This window comes from Paenibacillus harenae (assembly GCF_030812415.1).
Taxonomy (GTDB): domain Bacteria; phylum Bacillota; class Bacilli; order Paenibacillales; family Paenibacillaceae; genus Pristimantibacillus; species Pristimantibacillus harenae_A.
Genome location: NZ_JAUSST010000012.1, coordinates 58,900 through 77,384, shown reverse-complemented (window position 1 = coordinate 77,384; position 18,485 = coordinate 58,900). Strand labels below are relative to the sequence as shown.

19 protein-coding genes, 1 tRNA gene and 1 rRNA gene are annotated in these 18,485 nt (G+C 50.9%); 15 read left to right on the top strand and 6 right to left on the bottom strand.

What is annotated here, in order from left to right; translation table 11 throughout:
* From rrf to J2T14_RS29725, 12 genes are all read left to right on the top strand, one after another.
* Positions 1–91: ribosomal RNA gene (rrf, locus tag J2T14_RS29780) — 5S ribosomal RNA — on the top strand; the annotation flags it as partial.
* A 351-nt stretch (positions 92–442) separates the two neighbouring features.
* Positions 443–1,648 (top strand): GNAT family N-acetyltransferase, encoded by a 1,206-nt coding sequence (locus tag J2T14_RS29775; RefSeq protein WP_307476784.1) that lies wholly within the window; start codon positions 443–445, stop codon positions 1,646–1,648.
* 143 nt (positions 1,649–1,791) lie between these two features.
* Entirely contained in the window at positions 1,792–3,249 is a 1,458-nt protein-coding gene (gene guaB, locus J2T14_RS29770; RefSeq protein WP_307208352.1) for an IMP dehydrogenase, read from the top strand.
* Between the two features lie 202 nt (positions 3,250–3,451).
* Positions 3,452–4,750, top strand: a complete 1,299-nt coding sequence (locus J2T14_RS29765) for a D-alanyl-D-alanine carboxypeptidase family protein (RefSeq protein WP_307476782.1) — start codon at positions 3,452–3,454, stop codon at positions 4,748–4,750.
* A 120-nt stretch (positions 4,751–4,870) separates the two neighbouring features.
* The gene (pdxS, locus tag J2T14_RS29760) at positions 4,871–5,752 is read left to right on the top strand and encodes a pyridoxal 5'-phosphate synthase lyase subunit PdxS (protein ID WP_307208353.1); all 882 of its coding nucleotides are present in this window, start codon (positions 4,871–4,873) and stop codon (positions 5,750–5,752) included.
* Positions 5,753–5,849: 97 nt separating this feature from the next.
* Positions 5,850–6,434 (top strand): pyridoxal 5'-phosphate synthase glutaminase subunit PdxT, encoded by a 585-nt coding sequence (gene pdxT, locus J2T14_RS29755; protein ID WP_307208430.1) that lies wholly within the window; start codon positions 5,850–5,852, stop codon positions 6,432–6,434.
* A 21-nt stretch (positions 6,435–6,455) separates the two neighbouring features.
* Positions 6,456–7,736 carry a serine--tRNA ligase gene (serS, locus tag J2T14_RS29750; protein ID WP_307208354.1) on the top strand — a complete coding sequence of 427 codons (1,281 nt, stop codon included), beginning with the start codon at positions 6,456–6,458 and terminating at the stop codon, positions 7,734–7,736.
* Between the two features lie 87 nt (positions 7,737–7,823).
* Positions 7,824–7,912 (top strand) — tRNA-Ser (locus J2T14_RS29745).
* Positions 7,913–8,046: 134 nt separating this feature from the next.
* Entirely contained in the window at positions 8,047–8,394 is a 348-nt protein-coding gene (locus J2T14_RS29740) for a hypothetical protein (protein ID WP_307476780.1), read from the top strand.
* A gap of 15 nt (positions 8,395–8,409) precedes the next feature.
* The gene (locus J2T14_RS29735) at positions 8,410–8,601 is read left to right on the top strand and encodes a hypothetical protein (RefSeq protein ID WP_307208357.1); all 192 of its coding nucleotides are present in this window, start codon (positions 8,410–8,412) and stop codon (positions 8,599–8,601) included.
* Between the two features lie 41 nt (positions 8,602–8,642).
* Positions 8,643–8,789 carry a small acid-soluble spore protein P gene (locus J2T14_RS29730; RefSeq protein ID WP_307208358.1) on the top strand — a complete coding sequence of 49 codons (147 nt, stop codon included), beginning with the start codon at positions 8,643–8,645 and terminating at the stop codon, positions 8,787–8,789.
* A 154-nt stretch (positions 8,790–8,943) separates the two neighbouring features.
* Positions 8,944–10,014: a hypothetical protein gene (locus tag J2T14_RS29725; RefSeq protein ID WP_307476778.1), complete on the top strand. Its 1,071-nt coding sequence runs from the start codon at positions 8,944–8,946 to the stop codon at positions 10,012–10,014.
* A 63-nt stretch (positions 10,015–10,077) separates the two neighbouring features.
* Here the strand turns inward: J2T14_RS29725 and J2T14_RS29720 are convergent, their stop codons facing one another.
* From J2T14_RS29720 to J2T14_RS29705, 4 genes are read right to left on the bottom strand one after another with little or no spacing between them, the layout of a single operon-like run.
* On the bottom strand, positions 10,078–10,836 hold the full coding sequence (locus J2T14_RS29720; protein ID WP_307476776.1) for a PHP domain-containing protein: 759 nt from the start codon (positions 10,834–10,836) through the stop codon (positions 10,078–10,080).
* A gap of 30 nt (positions 10,837–10,866) precedes the next feature.
* Positions 10,867–11,694: an energy-coupling factor transporter transmembrane component T family protein gene (locus J2T14_RS29715; protein ID WP_307476774.1), complete on the bottom strand. Its 828-nt coding sequence runs from the start codon at positions 11,692–11,694 to the stop codon at positions 10,867–10,869.
* The gene (locus tag J2T14_RS29710; RefSeq protein WP_307476773.1) at positions 11,681–13,498 is read right to left on the bottom strand and encodes an ABC transporter ATP-binding protein; all 1,818 of its coding nucleotides are present in this window, start codon (positions 13,496–13,498) and stop codon (positions 11,681–11,683) included. The genes J2T14_RS29715 and J2T14_RS29710 overlap by 14 nt, the downstream gene beginning before the upstream one ends.
* Positions 13,495–14,376: a cell division protein FtsQ gene (locus tag J2T14_RS29705; protein WP_307476771.1), complete on the bottom strand. Its 882-nt coding sequence runs from the start codon at positions 14,374–14,376 to the stop codon at positions 13,495–13,497. Before J2T14_RS29705 ends, J2T14_RS29710 begins: the two co-directional genes overlap by 4 nt.
* Before the next feature lie 209 nt (positions 14,377–14,585).
* Between J2T14_RS29705 and J2T14_RS29700 the strand changes: the two genes are divergently transcribed.
* Entirely contained in the window at positions 14,586–15,434 is an 849-nt protein-coding gene (locus J2T14_RS29700) for a MurR/RpiR family transcriptional regulator (protein ID WP_307476769.1), read from the top strand.
* Positions 15,435–15,505: 71 nt separating this feature from the next.
* Here J2T14_RS29700 and J2T14_RS29695 read toward each other — a convergent pair whose 3' ends face one another.
* Complete coding sequence (locus tag J2T14_RS29695) at positions 15,506–15,862, bottom strand: DUF4870 domain-containing protein (protein ID WP_307208366.1); 357 nt, start codon at positions 15,860–15,862, stop codon at positions 15,506–15,508.
* Between the two features lie 379 nt (positions 15,863–16,241).
* Here J2T14_RS29695 and J2T14_RS29690 point away from each other — a divergent pair, with 379 nt between their 5' ends.
* The gene (locus tag J2T14_RS29690; RefSeq protein ID WP_307208368.1) at positions 16,242–16,574 is read left to right on the top strand and encodes a PadR family transcriptional regulator; all 333 of its coding nucleotides are present in this window, start codon (positions 16,242–16,244) and stop codon (positions 16,572–16,574) included.
* Entirely contained in the window at positions 16,571–17,923 is a 1,353-nt protein-coding gene (locus tag J2T14_RS29685) for an FtsW/RodA/SpoVE family cell cycle protein (RefSeq protein WP_307476767.1), read from the top strand. Before J2T14_RS29690 ends, J2T14_RS29685 begins: the two co-directional genes overlap by 4 nt.
* A gap of 88 nt (positions 17,924–18,011) precedes the next feature.
* Here the strand turns inward: J2T14_RS29685 and J2T14_RS29680 are convergent, their stop codons facing one another.
* On the bottom strand, positions 18,012–18,350 hold the full coding sequence (locus tag J2T14_RS29680; RefSeq protein ID WP_307208370.1) for a hypothetical protein: 339 nt from the start codon (positions 18,348–18,350) through the stop codon (positions 18,012–18,014).
* Between the last annotated feature and the right edge of the window lie 135 nt (positions 18,351–18,485).

Genomic DNA, 18,485 nt, shown 5'->3' with positions numbered 1-18,485 from the left:
ACGCGTTCCCATACCGAACACGACCGTTAAGCCCTCCAGCGCCAATGGTACTTGGACCGCAGGGTCCTGGGAGAGTAGGACGTCGCCAAGCACGAAAAACCTATCGCATGTAAATGCGATAGGTTTTTTTGGATTTGCATAAGCTAACGGACACGAGAGACCTTATTTGTGGTAAATCTTCCTATTTTAAGTCACTTGCGGACATGAGATCCATTATATGAGACTAAACCTTCAAAATTAGCCCCGAAAGTAGAAAATAAGTGAGACTGTGTCCGTTACCGCCCAAATGGAGCGCCATACGTATCCTATGTCCGTAATCAGTTTAGGATAGAATTGTTAAGGTTATCCAATCGAAGGGTCCATTATATAACTAGATCGGATCCCCCCGCTTGAACTCCTATGGCAGCAGCTATATGATGGTGGAAAACGGAGGCGATAATAGATGGAGCGGAAGATTGAAATTGTGCAGATGAACGAGGAGCAATATGAGGCGAGTATAGCGTTATCCCAGTTTGCGTTTCAATACGTGAAGTCGTCTGAAGAAATTCAACGGACGAAAGAGCAATATCGTATAGAACCTGCAATTAGGTGGGCAGCTCTGGTCGACGGCCAGTTGGCTGCACAGGCAACGGTGCTCGAACTGCACACCTATATTGGCGGCAGCAAGTTTGCGATGGGTGGTGTGGCTGGCGTAGCTACGTGGCCGGAGCATCGGAGGCAAGGCTTGGTGGCGAGACTGCTTGTTCATACACTAGAGGAGATGAGGAATAGAGGGCAGAGCGTATCCTTCCTTCATCCTTTTGCTTTTGCTTTTTATCGTAAATTCGGATGGGAGACATATACCGAGTTTAAATCTTACACGATCCGAACCGACCAACTGCCGGCTAGGCAAGCAATCCCAGGCCGAATCGAACGAGTGAGCATCGACGATTCCGTACATACAATAGGCCAATTATACGAGACATACGCTTCCAAGTATAATGGGACGTTGGCTCGTACTGACTTATGGTGGGAATATCGTGTCAATAAACGCAAGCCTGGTCAAACGGCCGTTTATTATGATGCTCAAAACTCACCTCAAGGCTATATTCGCTATGAAGTGAAAAATAGTCAAATGACGGTGCACGAGTTCGTTCATCTGAACGAGGAAGCGCGCAATGCGCTATGGTCGTTCATCGCGCAGCATGATTCGATGATTGAACGCGTATCGATAACGGTACCGTCAGACGATCTTCTGCCATTCCTGCTAAACAATCCCCGTATTCAACACGAGACCATCCCATATTTTATGGCGCGTATCGTCGATGCAGCTGCTTTTGTAGAGCAATATCATTTTGACGAGGACGATTGTGAGGATCAAATAGCGATTACGATTAAGGACGAGCATGCGCCATGGAATAATGGAAGTTATATGCTTACGATCGAGAAGTCGGGTAAGGCCAGTCTCGTATCCTATGGATCTCCAACGCCAAATAACGGGAATGGCAGCATAGAACTTGGCATAGGTACGTTAACAACCCTACTTCTAGGCTATGTGAGTACCCTGCAATTATATCAATATGGACGAGTCCAAGGAGAGGAATCCATTATAAAACGCTTACAGAAGCGCATTCCCGAACGAACCACGTACTTGGCGGACTTTTTTTGATAAAATACGGCTATTTTGGCTAACAATATGCGTAAATTGTGCGTTTGCCCCGTGTTCTGTTCAGCCTTGACAGCCCCTACCCCCTCTGCTAATATTGCAATAATATACGTGAGAGGTAATGAAACTAAGGGAGGAACATACTCGTGTGGGAAACAAAATTCGCCAAAGAAGGGCTGACGTTTGACGACGTCCTGCTTGTTCCGCGCAAATCAGAAGTGCTACCAAGAGAAGTTGACATCTCGATTCGATTAAGCGACAGCGTTAAGCTGAACATTCCGCTCATCAGCGCAGGCATGGACACCGTTACGGAATCGGCTTTGGCGATTGCTATAGCTCGTGAGGGCGGTATCGGTATAATCCATAAGAACATGTCCATTGCACAGCAAGCTGAAGAGGTTGACCGCGTTAAGCGTTCGGAAAGCGGCGTTATTACGAACCCGTTCTCGCTTACGCCTGAACATCATGTGTACGACGCTGAGGAGCTTATGGGCAAGTACCGTATATCCGGCGTACCGATTGTCGATAACAACAAGAAGCTCGTTGGTATCCTGACAAACCGAGACTTGCGTTTCGTACACGATTATTCGATTAAAATCAATGAAGTCATGACGCACGAGAATCTTGTAACGGCGCCTGTTGGTACTACGCTGCAAGAGGCGGAAGGACTTCTTCAAAAACATAAGATCGAGAAGCTGCCTCTCGTTGATGAAGAGAATACGCTCAAAGGTCTTATCACCATTAAAGATATCGAGAAAGCGATCCAATTCCCGAATGCGGCGAAGGATACGCATGGACGCCTGCTCTGCGGAGCGGCTGTAGGCATCTCGAAGGATACGATGGATCGCGCGGAAGCGCTAGTGCAATCGGGTATCGACGTGCTTGTAGTAGACTCGGCCCATGGCCATCATATTAATATTCTTGAAGCGGTTCGCAAGCTTCGCCAATCGTATCCGGATCTTACGATCATCGCAGGCAACGTTGCGACGGGCGAAGCTACGCGTGATTTGATCGAAGCAGGCGCATCGGTCGTTAAGGTCGGTATCGGACCTGGTTCGATCTGCACGACTCGCGTTATTGCCGGTATCGGCGTACCGCAAATTACAGCTATCTACGATTGCGCATCGGTCGCTCGCGAATACAACATTCCGATTATCGCGGACGGCGGTATTAAGTATTCCGGCGACATTACGAAGGCAATCGCTGCAGGCGCAAGCGTCATTATGATCGGAAGCTTGTTCGCGGGAACGGCTGAAAGCCCTGGCGAGACGGAGATTTTCCAAGGCCGCAGCTTCAAAGTATACCGTGGCATGGGATCGCTTGGCGCCATGAAAGAAGGCAGTAAGGACCGTTACTTCCAAGAGAACGAAAGCAAGCTCGTTCCGGAAGGCATCGAGGGCCGCGTACCTTACAAAGGGCCGCTGGCTGATACGGTGCACCAATTGCTCGGCGGACTTCGTTCGGGTATGGGCTACTGCGGTACGGCTTCGCTTGAAGCGCTTCGCAACGACACGCAATTCGTACGAATTACGGGTTCGGGTCTTCGCGAAAGCCATCCGCATGACGTTCAAATTACGAAGGAAGCACCAAACTACTCGCTATAACAGACCCGACCAACGGGATAACAACCAGACAGGGATTTGCGTATCATACGCTTGTCCTTGTCTGGTTTTCTTTCTTGTGTCCTCCCCCGCTGATTGGTGAGAGATTACTTATTTAGGCAACTGTTCAAAGAGGTTTAATTGTATTGGTTTGTTATGTTACAATTAACAACGGATAATCCAAGTGGGAAAAGGGGAGACGACGTTGAAGGTTAAAGTTAGACCGGTTCGGTTTTTGTCGGTCGTCGCTGCAAGTTTGGCGATCTGGTTGGTAATGCTAACGCTAAATACGGCGATAGTAGAGGCGCAAGGTTACGATAATAGGCCAAGTACGGAAAACTCGCTAGGATTGCAGATTAAATCGGCAATACTAATTGATGCGGACACAGGCCAGGTGTTGTTCCAGGTGAATAAGGACGAGCCTTTGCCGCCGGCGAGTATGACGAAGCTTATGACGGAATATATCGTGTTAAAGGAAATCAAGGATGGGCGTTTGAAATGGGATCAGATCATATCCGTAAGCCCTGAAGCGGCGGAAACGGCTCGCGAAGAATCACAAATCTTTTTGGCCGAAGGCGATCAGCATACGGTCAGGGACTTATATATAGCAATGGCAGTCGGCTCTGCAAATGACGCAACGCGTGCGCTTGCTACTGCAATCGCGGGTACAGAGCAGGCTTTTGTCGAGAAAATGAATGAGATGGCAAAGACGCTGGATTTGAAATCGGCCGTGTTCACCAGCGCTACGGGATATGAGCCGAATACGGTTATCTCGGCCGCAGACGTAGCGAAGCTGTCTTATATTATTTTGAAGGAGCATCCAGAGTTTTTGGATTTCTCGAGCATGCCGGAATACAAGTTCCGTCCTCGCGATGAGAAGCCAATGATCAACTTTAACTACATGCTGGGCGCCAACAAAAACAGTCCGGGACTTGGGTTCTTGGCTTATGAGGGCGTCGACGGCATGAAAACAGGCTTCATCGAGGAGGCCGGCTATAACTTTACCGGTACGGTTAAGCGCGGCGATACCCGTTTCATAAGCGTAGTTATGGATGCTTCAACGATAAACGTCCGTTTCCAAGAAACGGCTAAGCTGTACAATTACGCGTTCAGTACTTTTGAGAAAAAGACGGTGCTGCCGCCGAAATCCGTGGTAGAAACGATCCAATCGGTTAAAATTAAAAAAGGTGCCAAAAAGAGCGTAAATGTAGTGACGGACAAAGACATTACATTCATGGTGAAAAAGGGCGTCGAGCCTAAGGTCGAGCTCGTATCGAGCCAGGTGAAGGCGGAAGATGAGCTAGTTGCTCCAATACCAGCTGGAACGGCTGTAGGTACAGTTACGTATAAGTACACGGATGCGGAACAAAACATCGCGACGGAGTATACCGTTAACTTGGTTACGACGGACGAGGTGAAGAAAGCAGGCTGGTTCAAACTGATGTTCCGGGCAATTGGCGATTTTTTCTCCGGATTGTTTAACGGGATCATCGATATGTTCTAATTGTTTGCCGCATGAGGCAAATCTAGGGTTGTCGATTAAACGGGCTTCCTGTAAAATCAATTGTTAGTACAACTTCGGCAAGATACAATTTCAATGGTCGAAAATAGGAGGATTTATAGCATGGAAACAGGCACATCGCGCGTAAAACGCGGAATGGCAGAAATGCAAAAAGGCGGCGTCATCATGGATGTCATGAACGCTGAGCAAGCTAAGGTAGCAGAAGCAGCGGGCGCAACGGCAGTTATGGCACTTGAGCGCGTGCCTTCCGATATTCGTGCAGCAGGCGGCGTAGCTCGTATGGCTGATCCGACAATCGTGGAAGAGGTTATGAAAGTTGTTTCGATCCCGGTTATGGCTAAAGCCCGTATCGGTCACTATGTGGAAGCGAAAGTGCTTGAGTCGATGGGCGTGGACTATATCGATGAGTCCGAAGTATTGACTCCTGCCGACGAGGTTTTCCATATTAGCAAAAACGAGTTCACGATTCCGTTCGTATGCGGAGCGAAGGATCTTGGCGAGGCGCTTCGTCGTATCCAAGAAGGCGCGGCAATGCTTCGTACGAAAGGCGAGCCGGGAACAGGCAACATCGTGGAAGCGGTTCGTCACCTTCGTCTTATCAACGGCCAAATTCGCAAAGTACAAGGCTTGTCGAAGGATGAGCTATACAATGAAGCGAAGGTTCTTGGCGTACCTTACGACTTGCTGCTTCAAATTCACGAGACAGGCAAGCTTCCTGTCGTTAACTTCGCGGCCGGCGGCGTAGCAACGCCTTCCGACGCAGCGCTTATGATGCACCTTGGCGCTGACGGCGTATTCGTTGGCTCGGGCATTTTCAAATCCGACAGTCCGGAGAAATTCGCTCGTGCAATCGTTGAAGCAACGACGCATTACCAGGATTACAAATTGATCGCGGAAGTATCCAAAAACTTGGGAACGCCGATGAAAGGCATCGAAATTTCCAAGCTCGATTCTTCGCAACGTATGCAAGACCGCGGTATCTAAATAATAGAAGCAATATAGGGTATAAAACGCGGACGCCGGCTTTGTGCAGATTCATTGCGCGGCCGGCTTCAGCTTCGTAAAGGAAGGCGAATCAGTCATGAAGATTGGCGTACTTGCGCTTCAAGGCGCGGTTGCAGAGCATATACGAAGTTTGGAGGCGGCGGGCGCGGAAGCGGTCGCCGTTAAGCGGGTCGAGCAACTGGATGAGCTAGAGGGTCTTGTCATCCCTGGCGGAGAGAGCACGACGATCGGCAAGCTAATGCGCAATTACGGCTTCATCGACGCCGTTAGACAATTCGCCGGGCAAGGCAAGCCATTATTCGGTACTTGCGCGGGCCTTATTGTGCTAGCAGAGGAGATTGAAGGCCAAGAGGAGGCGCATCTGCGTCTCATGGATATGACCGTCGCTAGAAATGCGTTCGGCCGTCAACGCGAGAGCTTCGAGACGGATCTCGACGTGAAAGGGATCGATGAGCCGATTCGCGCTGTATTCATCCGTGCGCCGCTTATTAAGAAGGTAGGTAAGGACGTGGACGTATTGTCTACCTACAACGATGAGATCGTGACGGCAAGACAAGGCCACTTGCTTGCGGCTTCGTATCACCCGGAGCTGACGGACGACTATCGTCTGCATGCTTATTTCGTCGATATGGTGAAGGAAGCGGCAGCGAGCAAGGCTTAGATTGTAGGGGGGTTAACTATCGTGCTTGACGTGAAGCTGTTAAGAAATGAATTTGAGAAGGTTGAGCAGGCGCTTCGCAATCGCGGCGCATCGCTCGATCTTATTGCGGGTTTCCCCGTATTGGATACAAAGCGCCGCGAGCTGATTACAGAGACGGAGCAGCTTAAGAACCGCCGCAACGTCGTATCGCAAGAGGTTGCCAAGCTGAAGAAATCGGGCGGCGACGCAGAAGCTCTTATCGTGGAGATGAGAGAAGTCGGCGATCGCATCAAGGAGCTTGACGAGGAGCTCCGCACGCTTGAAATTCAAGTGGACGAGTTGACGCAAGCGATTCCGAACATTCCAAGCGACACCGTTCCAGTCGGCGCATCCGAGGAAGATAATGTGGAAATTCGCAGAATCGGCGAGCTTCCGTCTTTTGATTTCGAACCGAAGCCGCACTGGGAACTGGCCCAATCGCTGAATATCCTAGACTTCGAACGCGCTGGCAAAGTAACGGGCTCGCGCTTCACGTTCTATCGCGGCCTTGGCGCGCGTCTGGAACGTGCACTTATCAGCTTTATGATGGATCTGCACAGCGATCAGCATGGCTATGAGGAAGTACTGCCTCCTTATATCGTCAATCGCGACAGCTTGTTCGGTACGGGACAGCTGCCGAAGTTCGAGGAGGACTTGTTCAAGCTGTCTGACTCTGAATACTTCCTCATTCCGACGGCGGAAGTACCGGTAACGAACCTTCATCGGGACGAGATCCTATCGGCGGAGGATCTTCCTAAGTATTTCGTCGCTTACAGCTCTTGCTTCCGTTCCGAAGCAGGCGCAGCGGGTCGCGATACACGCGGCTTGATCCGCCAGCATCAGTTTAACAAGGTTGAGCTTATTAAGCTGACGAAGCCGGAAGAATCGTATGACGAGCTCGAGAAGATGACGGCCAATGCGGAGAAAGTGCTTCAGTTGCTCGGTTTGCCTTACCGTGTTCTGGCGCTCTGTACGGGCGATATGGGCTTCACGGCGGCTAAGACGTACGATCTTGAAGTATGGCTGCCAAGCGCAGGCACATACCGCGAGATCTCCTCCTGCTCGAACGTAGAGGACTTCCAAGCGCGCCGCGCTGCCATTCGTTTCAGAAGAGATGCGAAGAGCAAACCGGAATTCGTGCATACGCTGAACGGTTCAGGTCTTGCCGTTGGCCGCACGTTCGCGGCGATTGTCGAGAACTACCAGCAAGCGGACGGGTCGATTGCGATTCCGGAAGTATTGCGTCCTTATATGGGTGGTATCAGCTCGATTCCAGCTCTCTAATTATTTGGAAATATTGTCCATGGGCCGAAAATAAGTTGCTTCTCGTTTTTGGCCTGTGGTACAATAGCTTTTGTGACGACTAGATGTGGAGAGGTACCGAAGCGGTCATAACGGGGCGGTCTTGAAAACCGTTAGAGCGCAAGCTCACGTGGGTTCGAGTCCCACCCTCTCCGCCAGTTTTATTACATAAACGAATAATGAATGAAAGATAACGCCTGAGCGCTAACCGCTTAGGCGTTTTTTGCTTTTGTGGCGTCGTATAAAACATCGCCGTTCTTCGCATCTTAATCGATGTGGAGGTGCTTCAATCATGGCTAAAATAGACGAGCTTCGCACTAACCCAGAGCAGCTTGCGGAAGCTTGGCGCAACACGCTGCCGCGGACGATGAACAGCTCCGATCGGTGCGAAGTATTTCCCGATGAAGCAGACGCGAAAGCGCTGCGCGTAACGATTCATTCCGCCGGTCATCAAGCGTATACCTTCGACTTCAAAGTCACCTACGTGGATAGCCGCGAGGTATTGGTCGAGCTGGTCGATGTGGAGAAGGACCAGGTAGCTGTCGACGAGCGTACCGACATGATGCAACAGTTGATTCTTGACTATAAACGTCATTTGCATGAATGCGCGCAAGCGCTGCAGCAATTGACGCATGCCTAAAGGAGATACGCATCGATGACGAAAGCAAAAGGTACAGCCGACAAAAACTTATCGAACGTTGTTGAGGCGCTGGAAGTAGAGCCTGTAAACAGCCATCATGCGCAACAGCTGCAGCAGGACAAAAACGATCGGCGTCATCAAGATTCCTTGAATTTCGATCAGCCTACCGATTTGGAGCATCAGCGGAGCGGAGCTAAGAAAGGCTAGCCCTAAACAACCGTTGTTCAGAGTAGAAGGAGGTTATTCGAATGAGCAAGCCAGAAAGCTATCCTGTGCCGGAAGCCAATCCGCAACAAGGAAAGCAACGATCGGGAGGCGGACAGCAAAAACCGCTTTCCGGATCCAAGAAGACCAAGCAGCAAAATCATGTTTCGCATAACAACCCGGAAGGCTAACGAAGTCAGAGTTTTATATCAGTAGCCGCCGAAATAATACTTTCGAACCGTTTCGAGTCCTTCGGAACGGTTTTTTTCCTATGCGCTTCAAATGACCTGCTTATTAGTATAGAATGGAGGTGCTTGTACTTATGGAGCGGAGGGGAACTTCGTAATGAGAAAGTTTCAAAAAATCGCGTTATTGCTTATCGCAGTCATGATCGTCGCAATAGCTGGATGCAGCTCTAATACACCGCCTAAGAAAGCGCTGCTGGATGCACTGGGCAACCATGCAGCGGCTGACTCCTACCGTATTCATATGGGAATGAACTTCGATGATTTGGAGTGGACGCCAAGCGCGTCTACCCAGCCCAATACACTTATAGCGGCGGCTCTTATTGGCATGCTGAAGGATGCAAACATTACGGTTGACGGCGTGTACCGGAAAGACCCGATGCAAATGGATATGGATATGGATATCGTGCTCCCGGGCGACATGGAGATGAAGCTAAGCGTACCGATGATTATGACGAAGGAAGCGCTCTACGTGAAGCTTCCGCAAATTCCGATGCTGCAGCTGCCCGAGGGGATTGCGGGGAAGTATATGAAGCTGGACTTAACGCAAACGGCTTCATCCGACCCGGAGAATCGGAATGAGACGGAGATGGATATCGAAGCGCAGGAGAAGCTTAGCAAGGAAGCAGCTAACGTATTGTTGGAGTCGTTCGACGAGAAGGCTTATTTCAGCGAACCAAAAGCGGGTGAAGCAGGTTTGCCGAAGGATATGAAGGCGGACCGTATCGTTCGATTCGAGATCAATGCGGGCAATTATGAACAGACGGTCGAGACGTTCGTTAATCAGACGTTGCCGAAGCTGCTCGACGTGCTGCTGGCGAACGAAGCTGCTTTGCCGGTCTTGCAGTTGGAGAAGGCTGATGTCGAGAAAATGAAAACGGACATGGATACAACCAAAGCGAAAGCGCTGGATACGCTGAAAAACGACGTTAACCTCGAGCTGTTCCAAGTGACCGGAGCGATTAAAGACGATTACTTAGCTTTTACAGCGATGGATGCAACCTTTAAGGTGAGCGACAAGGAAGAGGGCAAGAAGCTGAACCTTGGGATGCATATCAATACCAGCTATTCGGAAATCAACCAATCGCCGGAGCTTAAATATGAAATTCCAACGGAGACGATTACCCTAGAGCAGCTGGTCCAGTTGTTTAAGTCGCCAAACAGTATGTAATGAAGAGAAAGAGGCAGGGATGGCGGACAATCGCTACCTCTGCCTTTTTCATTTTGTATCCATTCAAGCAAGCACCATCGATTTCTTGAGCAGCTCCTTCATCATTTGCGCCGCTTTGACCTTTACGTTCAGGCAAGGCGAGATTTCGACGCTGTAACGGCCCGCGCGAATTTCATCGCGGATTTGCGATGCCGTCGTGCAGTTCTCTTGAAGCTGATTGACGACGCTTCCGAATTGCAGCGGCTGGTGCGAGTCGCTCCCCGCGCAGGCCGGCAAGCCGAGCAGCTCGGCAAAGCGTCGCACTTCATCAGCCATGCCGAAGCCGTATTGGAATAGGTCCTTGGCGTTGATGTCCAGCGCATCCAGGCGCTGCAGCTCTATCGGATCGTGATGGGTGAGAGGCGTGCTCTCTCTCATCGGATGGGCGCCAATGCGCAGCATGTCATAATTATCGGTACGATCCAGCAGCTCCTTGAAAGGGATAAAGGTTTCTTTGCCACTATAAGGTTCAAGCTGCCCGCGGAGCTCCCTAATGTCGGCCCGGTTGCCTATTAGGAGTATGTGCCCGATTTCCGCAACGTCGACCTCCATGCCCGAGAATACTTTAAGACCATTAACCAGATAGTAGTCTCCTCTATATTTGAACTCCCGATCGAGCTGATCCATCATATCGAAGAAGTTGCGCGTATTGAAATGTTCGGTCAACGCTATCGCTTGCAAATCGTTTTCCTTCGCTTCGCGTGCCATGGATAGGAAGTATTCCATCGAAAAATCCGTTTTTTTCGCAAGCTTGCCGTGCGTGTGCAAATCGATGTTCATCATGATTTCCCCATTCTGTAGAAGTGGTGTCGTTTATAAAACGAAAATTCGCCCGAGAGCGAGCAAAGCGATCATGTAGAGCGCCGAACAGCCAAGGAAGACAAAGTCCAGTGGTTTTACACGCAAATAAGCAAGTTTCAGCCGCTTGGCGTCCGGGCTGATCAAAGCGTAGGTGAAGCCTCGAACCTCTAACGCTTCCACTGTCGTGCGCGTACGTTTGGCCGTGTTCAGGATAAGCGGATAGAAGGCGCATACCGCGATTTTGCCCATATAGACGAGGGAACGCCATCTCAGAAAATCTTTATCGCGCGGCGAACGTCCGCGCAGCCGGAACGAGTGAATCAGGTTGTGGTATTCCTCGATCAGAATCGGCAGCATGCGATAGCCGTAGGATACGCCGAAGCTGAACTGCGCCGGCATCCCCATGCTGAGCAGCGCGTCGCTGAGCTTCTCGGGATCCATGCTGGAGAAGACAGCAATGCTGGCGAGCGATATGATGAGGATTTTTACCGTCAGCGTCGCTAAGGGCCAGACCGCCTCCAGGCTTCCGCCGAACAGCAAGGAGCCGAATAGGATATACATAATTTCGCTGACCAAGCCGATTCCCATAATGATCAGTACGAGCGGGCTTACTTTGGACGACAGCGTAAGGACGGCCATAGGGACGAGCATGCCGAGCAAAATGGTTTTATTGTGGAAAAACCATGGCGCTACGGCAAAGAACGAATACCAGACGATCAGGATGCGCGGATCGAAGCGGGACAGCAGGACGGACTGTCGACCGAACGCGGTGCGCATCAGCTCGATCTTGATTTGCTCCACGCTTAGCTTGTCGAGCATGCTTTGTTTAATGGCTTGCAATCGAGTCAGCCTCCTCTTGTGACCGATGTTGCCCCATAAGCTTGCGTATGCGGTCAGCGAAATGCTTCACGGACAGGGATGGCGGCCGCAAGCCTAGCGCTAAGCTTAGCTGGGCGATCTGGGGGGCGATAAGACCTGCCAGCTCCAGCACCGCCGTATGGCCGAACAGCGACTGCTGATCGGTATCAAGCGCTATCTGACCGTTATGCATGACGATGACGCGGTTGGCCCACTCGGCGACAAGCTGCATATCATGCGTGGCGATGACCGTCGCTTTTACCCGGCCTTGCAGCTGGTTCAGCATGGCGGTCATCTCGCGGCGGCTGGATGCGTCGAGGCTTGCCGTCGGCTCATCGAGCAGCATGACGGAGGGCTGCATGGCAAGCCCGATGGCGAGCGTCGCCCTGCGCTGCTGGCCGCCGCTGAGCAGCCGGCCGTCGCGATCCTGAAGCGGGGTTAGGCGCAGCCGCTCCAGTACTTCATCGACAAAGGGGCGGTAATCTTCGCTGCTGCGCGCTTTAAGAAAATATTCGACATCTTTGCGGACGGTATCTTCAATGAACATCTCTTCCGGATTTTGATAAATATAAGAGACGTAGTCGGAGAGCGTCTCCGGCGATGTATGCTTCGTCAGGTGTCCGCACACCGTAAGCAATCCGTCATTCGGACGGCGAATACCGGATATGAGCTTTAATAACGTGGATTTGCCTGCGCCGTTATTGCCGACAAGCGCAATCCGATCCCCTTCATGGATGGCTAGTTCGATGCCGCGAAGCACGGGATGGAGGGTTCGCGTAATGGTTTTGTAGCCGTAGGATACGTTATCAAATTGAACGAGCGTTGTTGCCGGCGATTGGATCGATGGTACGCTAACCTTAGCGGCATGGGCATCTTCGTCTATGGATTGCAGCGGGAAGAGAGGCAGCCGTGTGCGATAATAATCGACGGCCTGCGGAATCGTGACCGGATAAATGCCGTCCGGTCTCTGCTGCTCCTCCGTCTCCCGAATAGCGAGTGTCACTTGGGGCGGCAAAATATGCAGAGCTTCCAGCTCTTCCACCGAAGACAGCGCCTCTTGCACCGGCTTCACCCAGCGAATGGTGCCGCTGTCCATAAGCACGACTTTGCTGCAATAATCGGCAATAAATTCGGTATGATGCTCGATGACGATAATGGTTTTACCGTACTGCTCGTTAAGCAGCTTCAGCTTGTCGTATATGAGCCTTGCGTGATAGGGATCGAGCTGAGCGACCGGCTCATCGACGATAATGATATCGGGATCGAGCGACAAGGCTCCGGCCAGCGCGGTCAAATGCTTTTGACCGCCGCTTAGCTGCCATATCCATTGGTCGCTCAATGACTCGAGGCCCAGCATGGCAAGCGCACGGTCTGCCCGCTCGCGGTAGTCCGCAAATCCGTAATTAAGCGGCGCGAAGCAAGCCTCGTCATAGACCGTCGGGCGTACGAGCTGGTTCTCGAAGTCTTGGAAGACGTAGGCCACCTTGCGGGAAAGGGACGATACCGATTCGTTCTCGGCAATTAGACCGGCGACCTGAACATAGCCGCTTAGGTCGCCAACGTAGTAGTTGGGGATCAGGCCGTTCAGGCACTTGCATAGCGTCGACTTTCCGCTGCCGTTCGTCCCCGCGATCGCTATGAATTCTCCTCGCAGAATCGTGAGATGAATATGGGAGAGTGCCATGACCTCCGCACCGGGATATTGGAAGTTGACCTCCTGCAGCTCGATAATGGGAGCCGCGGCTAGCGGCCCCTCCTTCCTGCTATCGTTCCGATGTGAGTTCAAATCTGGCTTCCCTCCGTAGATTGGCTATTTTTCGACTTCGCTCGAACGGCTGCATACAGGGTGACGATGAGCACCAGCGCTGCCGCCGCGACGCTCACCCACATGAATCCGCTGCCGTATTGCTCCAGGAACTCCGGCTCCCAGACGGCGATATTAATGTCGGCTTCGGATAGGAATTCGCCGGTAACGCCGATGAAAACGAACAAAATGGACGTAATAAGCAGACGCGGGGTCATAAGCTTTCCGAATGAAACCTGTACGCGGCTGTCGCGCGGCTTCATGCCGAGCAGCGGCTCGATCTTGCCGTACAGTCTCGGCACGAGGAACAGCGTCGGGAGCAGGGAGAAGAGGATACCCGTAATAACCATCGCGTTCAAGAAGCTAAGACCTTCGATCAGCACGATGCTCTCCGGAATGCCGGGAACGGCTTCGAGCTCTTCGATCCCGAACCACACTTTGCTGATGTCGACGATCGCGCTCAGCATTTGATCGATGCCGACGGCAACGAACGAAGCGAGAGCAAGCTGCTTACGGTTGCGCGGATCGCTGACGAGCAGGCCGGCTATGTACATTGCAAGGGTGAACTCGATGAATTTCTCCAGCTCGCCGAGTCCTCCGAATTGTCCGAGGAGCAGCTCTCCGAAGATGACTTCGCCGAAGGAAGCGCCCAGCGCGGCGTACAGCGGGTTAAATAAAATGCAAAGCGTCAACGGAATGAAAGCGAAATATTCGACTTTGATTTCGATCGGGCCCAGCTTGATCTCGGGAATAAGCTCAGAGAACATATTTGAAATACCGTACAGCGACATCGCGAGTATAAATACCATCAGTTTTTGGGATTGCGTAAGCTCGTATCGGCGCCTTGGCGCAGAAACCATTGTAATTCCTCCTTAGGTAGTGGATTCCTTCCCAATATAGGGATGAAATGTTTTCGGATCATCAACAAATTGTATGGATTATGTAAAATAAATTTCAAAATGTTTATGTGTGAAAGAAAACTTTCATGTTTGCGAATCGTCTGCTATAATGCATGTAAATGGAAAATGGCACTTCATGGCCGACTACATACACGGAAGCGGGAGATCGAATGGTAACCACTTTTCAGTTAGAGATGGATTTGGAGTCGATGTCGAAGAGCCAACAGGCTATCGCCAATTACGTCGCGGGCGCCTTGCAGCACATTCCTTATTGCACGGAGGAGGATATCGCGTATGCCGTCGGCGTCAGTACGGCTACCGTGTCGCGCTTCTGGCGTGCGATCGGTTATCCGAATTTGAAGGCGTTCAAGAAGCACCTGCTGCAAAACGAGCATGCAACGCCGGCGCGCAAGATGAAGCGGATCTTGAGCAAGGTCGAACATGAAGAAGCGGATATCGTGACGGAAATGATGGCCATTGCTTCAGCCAATACGGAGGAAACGTCAAAGCGGGTGGAGCGGGAGCAGTTCGAACAGGCCGTTGAGGCGATCGATCGAGCCAATACGTTGTTTGTGTTCGGAGCGGGTGCTTCCGTCTGCTTAACGGAGCTGCTTAGATTCCGGATGAACCGGCTGGGAGTAAGAGTGATCGTCATGGCAGGGAGCGGCAGCGAGCTGCTCGAGTCGCTGGCCCAGGCGGGGACGGGAGATACGGTACTGATGTTCGGCTTCGTGCGGCGCTCGCCCGAGCTTACGGTGCTGCTTGAGCAGTCGCGAGAAGCGGGCTATATGACGGTGCTCGTTACCGATTTACTCGTGTCGGATATGCTGTCGCAAACCGATATCGTACTGCAGCTGGATCGCGGCGAGCTGGAGGGCTTTCACTCCATGACCGCGCCGGTTGCCTTGATCGACGCATTGACTGTAGGCCTGACGAAGCGCCGCGGCCGCGAGGCGCTCGATAAGCTCGACAAGCTGCATGCCCTGCGCAAGCAATACGCGGCTCACTTGCCGAAGTAGCGCCGACAATGCGAATAAAAAAACGGATCCCTCCATGTTCGGAGGATCCGTTTTTTTTTGTTGGGGCAAGTCTATTTCAAAAACCGAATCGTAAGCGGGTAACGGTAGTATTGGCCTTCAGTAGCGCGTATCGTACCGATAATCGTCATGACGAGCCAGAAGATACCGACTGCGATCGAGACGAAAATGCCGATGAATACCAGCCAGAGAATGGCGGATACGAGACCGTAGATCAGGATGCTAATTTGAAAATTCAATGATTCCTTGCCATGAGCGTTCACATAAGGAGACTGGTCTTTTTTGATCAGCCAAATGATGAGCGGGCCGATAATGCTGCCGAACGGAATAATGAATCCGGCGAAGGCAATGACATGGCATAACATGGCGAATTGCTTCTCCTCGGGATGGGGGGAGTACGGATGGTTCATAGCTGTAATCTCCTTTCAAGTAGTCACTTAGTAAGAGCTATGCCGCTTATTCGCGGATAGAACAATTATAACTTAATATAGCAGCCGTCCTAAACAATTGGAAATATTTAATATACGGTCCATTTTCTATATGATGCGGGGACCTGTTCTCCGGCGACGCTTTCTCCCATTGGCGATATGCCGATTATTTCAATAATACGGTGCTGGCGGCGATAGAAGAATTGTAGTATGCAGGGGGCCAATACCGTCGCACAGTAATAGGTGCGGCGGTATTTATTGAGGGATAATCTTGATATCCGGATGAATTTCGATTATCCTTATACCTAGATAATCGATACATAGTAATGCGATGCAAGTGGCGACGATTAGGAGGAATGATATGAAGATCAACAAAGAGCTGATGAAGGGAAGCACGGTCATTCTTATTTTGACGCTGCTGGACCGAAAGGAAATGTACGGCTACGAAATGACGAAGGAGATTGAGCAAAGCTCCGGCGGCGTGTTTACGTTCAAGGAAGGGACGTTATATCCGATTCTTCATACCCTTGAGGTGGAGCAGCAGGTAGAATCTTACTGGAATGAGGAGGGCGGGCGCAAGCGTAAGTATTATCGGATAACGGAGCTAGGTCGCAAGCAGCTTGGCGAGAAGAAGAAGGAGTGGTCATTGTTCCGCACGACGGTTGATCGCGTGATCGGGGAGGGGCATGCATGAGCCGTGAAATCGATCAGCATCCATTAGTCCGGCAGTATCTGGAGAGCGTATGCGGGAAAGTGAAAGCAAGGGAAGTGCATGAGGATATTAAGCTTGAGATGCTTGGCCATCTGGAGGAGCGAATAGAGGACAAGCTTATCGCGGGTGATATATCCGAAGAGGAAGCGATAGCGGATGCCATCGATCAGATGGGCGACCCGGAGCAAATCGGCAAGCAGCTGCATGCCGCGCATAAGCCGAGAATGGAATGGACATTGCTTGGTATTTGCATGCTGCTCATTGGCATCGGTCTCGTTGCAATGCTGACAGTGCTGGCGACTGGGGAAGTGAGTTTAGGCGATCATTTTCTCGAGAAGAAATTATTTTTTGTGGCGTTAGGCTTAGGTGCGATGGTTTGCCTTTATTTCATTGATTATCGTAAAATACAGCGGTATTCCTGGCATTTATACGGCTTCACGCTTGTACTGCTAGCAGCTGCTAGTTCGGCGGGAAAAATGCTCAACGGAACAAAGGAATGGATAGAAATCGGACCATTGAATGTAAATGTTGGGGCCGCTTCTCCTTATCTGTTCATGGTTGCTTTCGCAGGAATATTGAGTATGGGGAGAGCAACGGGAGTGGGTGGAGCAAAGAAAAATCTCTGGCTGTTACTCAGGGATATAATCGTTTTCTTCCTGCTGCCGACTTTTTTCTATCTCTCGACATCCTCGTTGGTAAACTATAGTATCTATTGCTTCGGTTCTTTGCTGTTGTTGCTCTTCGTCGGTAAAAAATATAAGTTGGCTATTGTTGGGTTCGGCGCACTGTTGGTGATTGCTTTATGGATCGTTCAGAGAAGTGATAAATATCAATATGTATGGTGGCGATTAAAGGGATTTATATATCCCAATGCGGATAGCAGTTATCAGACGGTTCGATCTATTGAAGCGATCCAGAATGGCGGTATGTGGGGGCAGGGCTTTGGCGCTGTCAACGAAAGGCTTCCTTTCTATTACGGCGAGATGCTTTATTCTTATCTAATCTACAGTTTAGGGTGGATGTTCGGTTTCGTCATTGGCGTGCTGGCGTTCTTATTCATTGGCAGAGTTGTCGGAATGGCCTTGAAGCTGAAGGATCGTTTTGCGAAAGGGATTATTGTCGGAATCGTATCGGTCATGGGCGTTAAGTTCCTATGGAATCTGCTTATGTGCTTCGGGCTGCTGCCGATCCTCTCGATAGAGTTTCCGCTTATTAGCTGGGGCTTCTTAACTTTCATCGAGTTGGCCGCTGTCGGGCTAATGCTGGGCGCGTATAGACGTAAAGATATATTGGTAAAATCCGCTAATTACTTGTCGTCGCAGAAGATATAGCGGCTGCTTGGCTAAAGTATGGTGGACCATAGATGGAGGCGCTCGGCGCCAGCGTTTACGGTCTTCCGCCTCGTAGTAGGCGGAGACCCTACTGTTTCTTGGAGAATAACTCCGAGACGTAGAAGGAGATGCGATTGTTGATCTCGGCGTTAAGCCCCTCTTGCGGCATGCGGGGAATTTCTGCACTGATGTCGATACGCATGCAGCGAAGTAACTGTTCGGCCAGCGCAAGGTCCGCCTCGATTCTTGCGACGACGATGTTCGCCGCCTGTACGAAGAGCGGGCGAAGCGATCTTGCCTTCTTGTCCAGCTCCAAGCGGTTGCGCTTGACGGCGGCAAGCGTATAGGAAAGAATTACGTATTCTTTAATCAGCTCATTGGACTCCCTCATGGGAGGCTGCTCTGTTATATAGGCGTTCATAGCCATTCGTTCGTCACCTCATTTCCATTATATGCGAACATTTGTTCTATAGTCAATGAGGAGTTGGAATGAAGCGGCACTATTTTGGCGTATGGTTCCTATAAAAAAATAAAAACCCTGCAGCAGCAAGGTTTGCGAATG

What these genes read in the sequence shown, in the direction of transcription:
- J2T14_RS29720 (WP_307476776.1), bottom strand. Translation starts at nt 10,836, where the DNA reads ATGATGAACATCGATTTGCACACGCACGGCAAGCTTGCGAAAAAAACG.
- J2T14_RS29695 (WP_307208366.1), bottom strand. Translation starts at nt 15,862, where the DNA reads ATGAACCATCCGTACTCCCCCCATCCCGAGGAGAAGCAATTCGCCATG.
- J2T14_RS29775 (WP_307476784.1), top strand. Translation starts at nt 443, where the DNA reads ATGGAGCGGAAGATTGAAATTGTGCAGATGAACGAGGAGCAATATGAG.
- J2T14_RS29685 (WP_307476767.1), top strand. Translation starts at nt 16,571, where the DNA reads ATGAGCCGTGAAATCGATCAGCATCCATTAGTCCGGCAGTATCTGGAG.
- J2T14_RS29735 (WP_307208357.1), top strand. Translation starts at nt 8,410, where the DNA reads ATGACGAAAGCAAAAGGTACAGCCGACAAAAACTTATCGAACGTTGTT.
- J2T14_RS29725 (WP_307476778.1), top strand. Translation starts at nt 8,944, where the DNA reads ATGAGAAAGTTTCAAAAAATCGCGTTATTGCTTATCGCAGTCATGATC.
- J2T14_RS29730 (WP_307208358.1), top strand. Translation starts at nt 8,643, where the DNA reads ATGAGCAAGCCAGAAAGCTATCCTGTGCCGGAAGCCAATCCGCAACAA.
- J2T14_RS29740 (WP_307476780.1), top strand. Translation starts at nt 8,047, where the DNA reads ATGGCTAAAATAGACGAGCTTCGCACTAACCCAGAGCAGCTTGCGGAA.
- J2T14_RS29690 (WP_307208368.1), top strand. Translation starts at nt 16,242, where the DNA reads ATGAAGATCAACAAAGAGCTGATGAAGGGAAGCACGGTCATTCTTATT.
- J2T14_RS29700 (WP_307476769.1), top strand. Translation starts at nt 14,586, where the DNA reads ATGGTAACCACTTTTCAGTTAGAGATGGATTTGGAGTCGATGTCGAAG.
- pdxS (WP_307208353.1), top strand. Translation starts at nt 4,871, where the DNA reads ATGGAAACAGGCACATCGCGCGTAAAACGCGGAATGGCAGAAATGCAA.
- J2T14_RS29680 (WP_307208370.1), bottom strand. Translation starts at nt 18,350, where the DNA reads ATGGCTATGAACGCCTATATAACAGAGCAGCCTCCCATGAGGGAGTCC.
- J2T14_RS29705 (WP_307476771.1), bottom strand. Translation starts at nt 14,376, where the DNA reads ATGGTTTCTGCGCCAAGGCGCCGATACGAGCTTACGCAATCCCAAAAA.
- pdxT (WP_307208430.1), top strand. Translation starts at nt 5,850, where the DNA reads ATGAAGATTGGCGTACTTGCGCTTCAAGGCGCGGTTGCAGAGCATATA.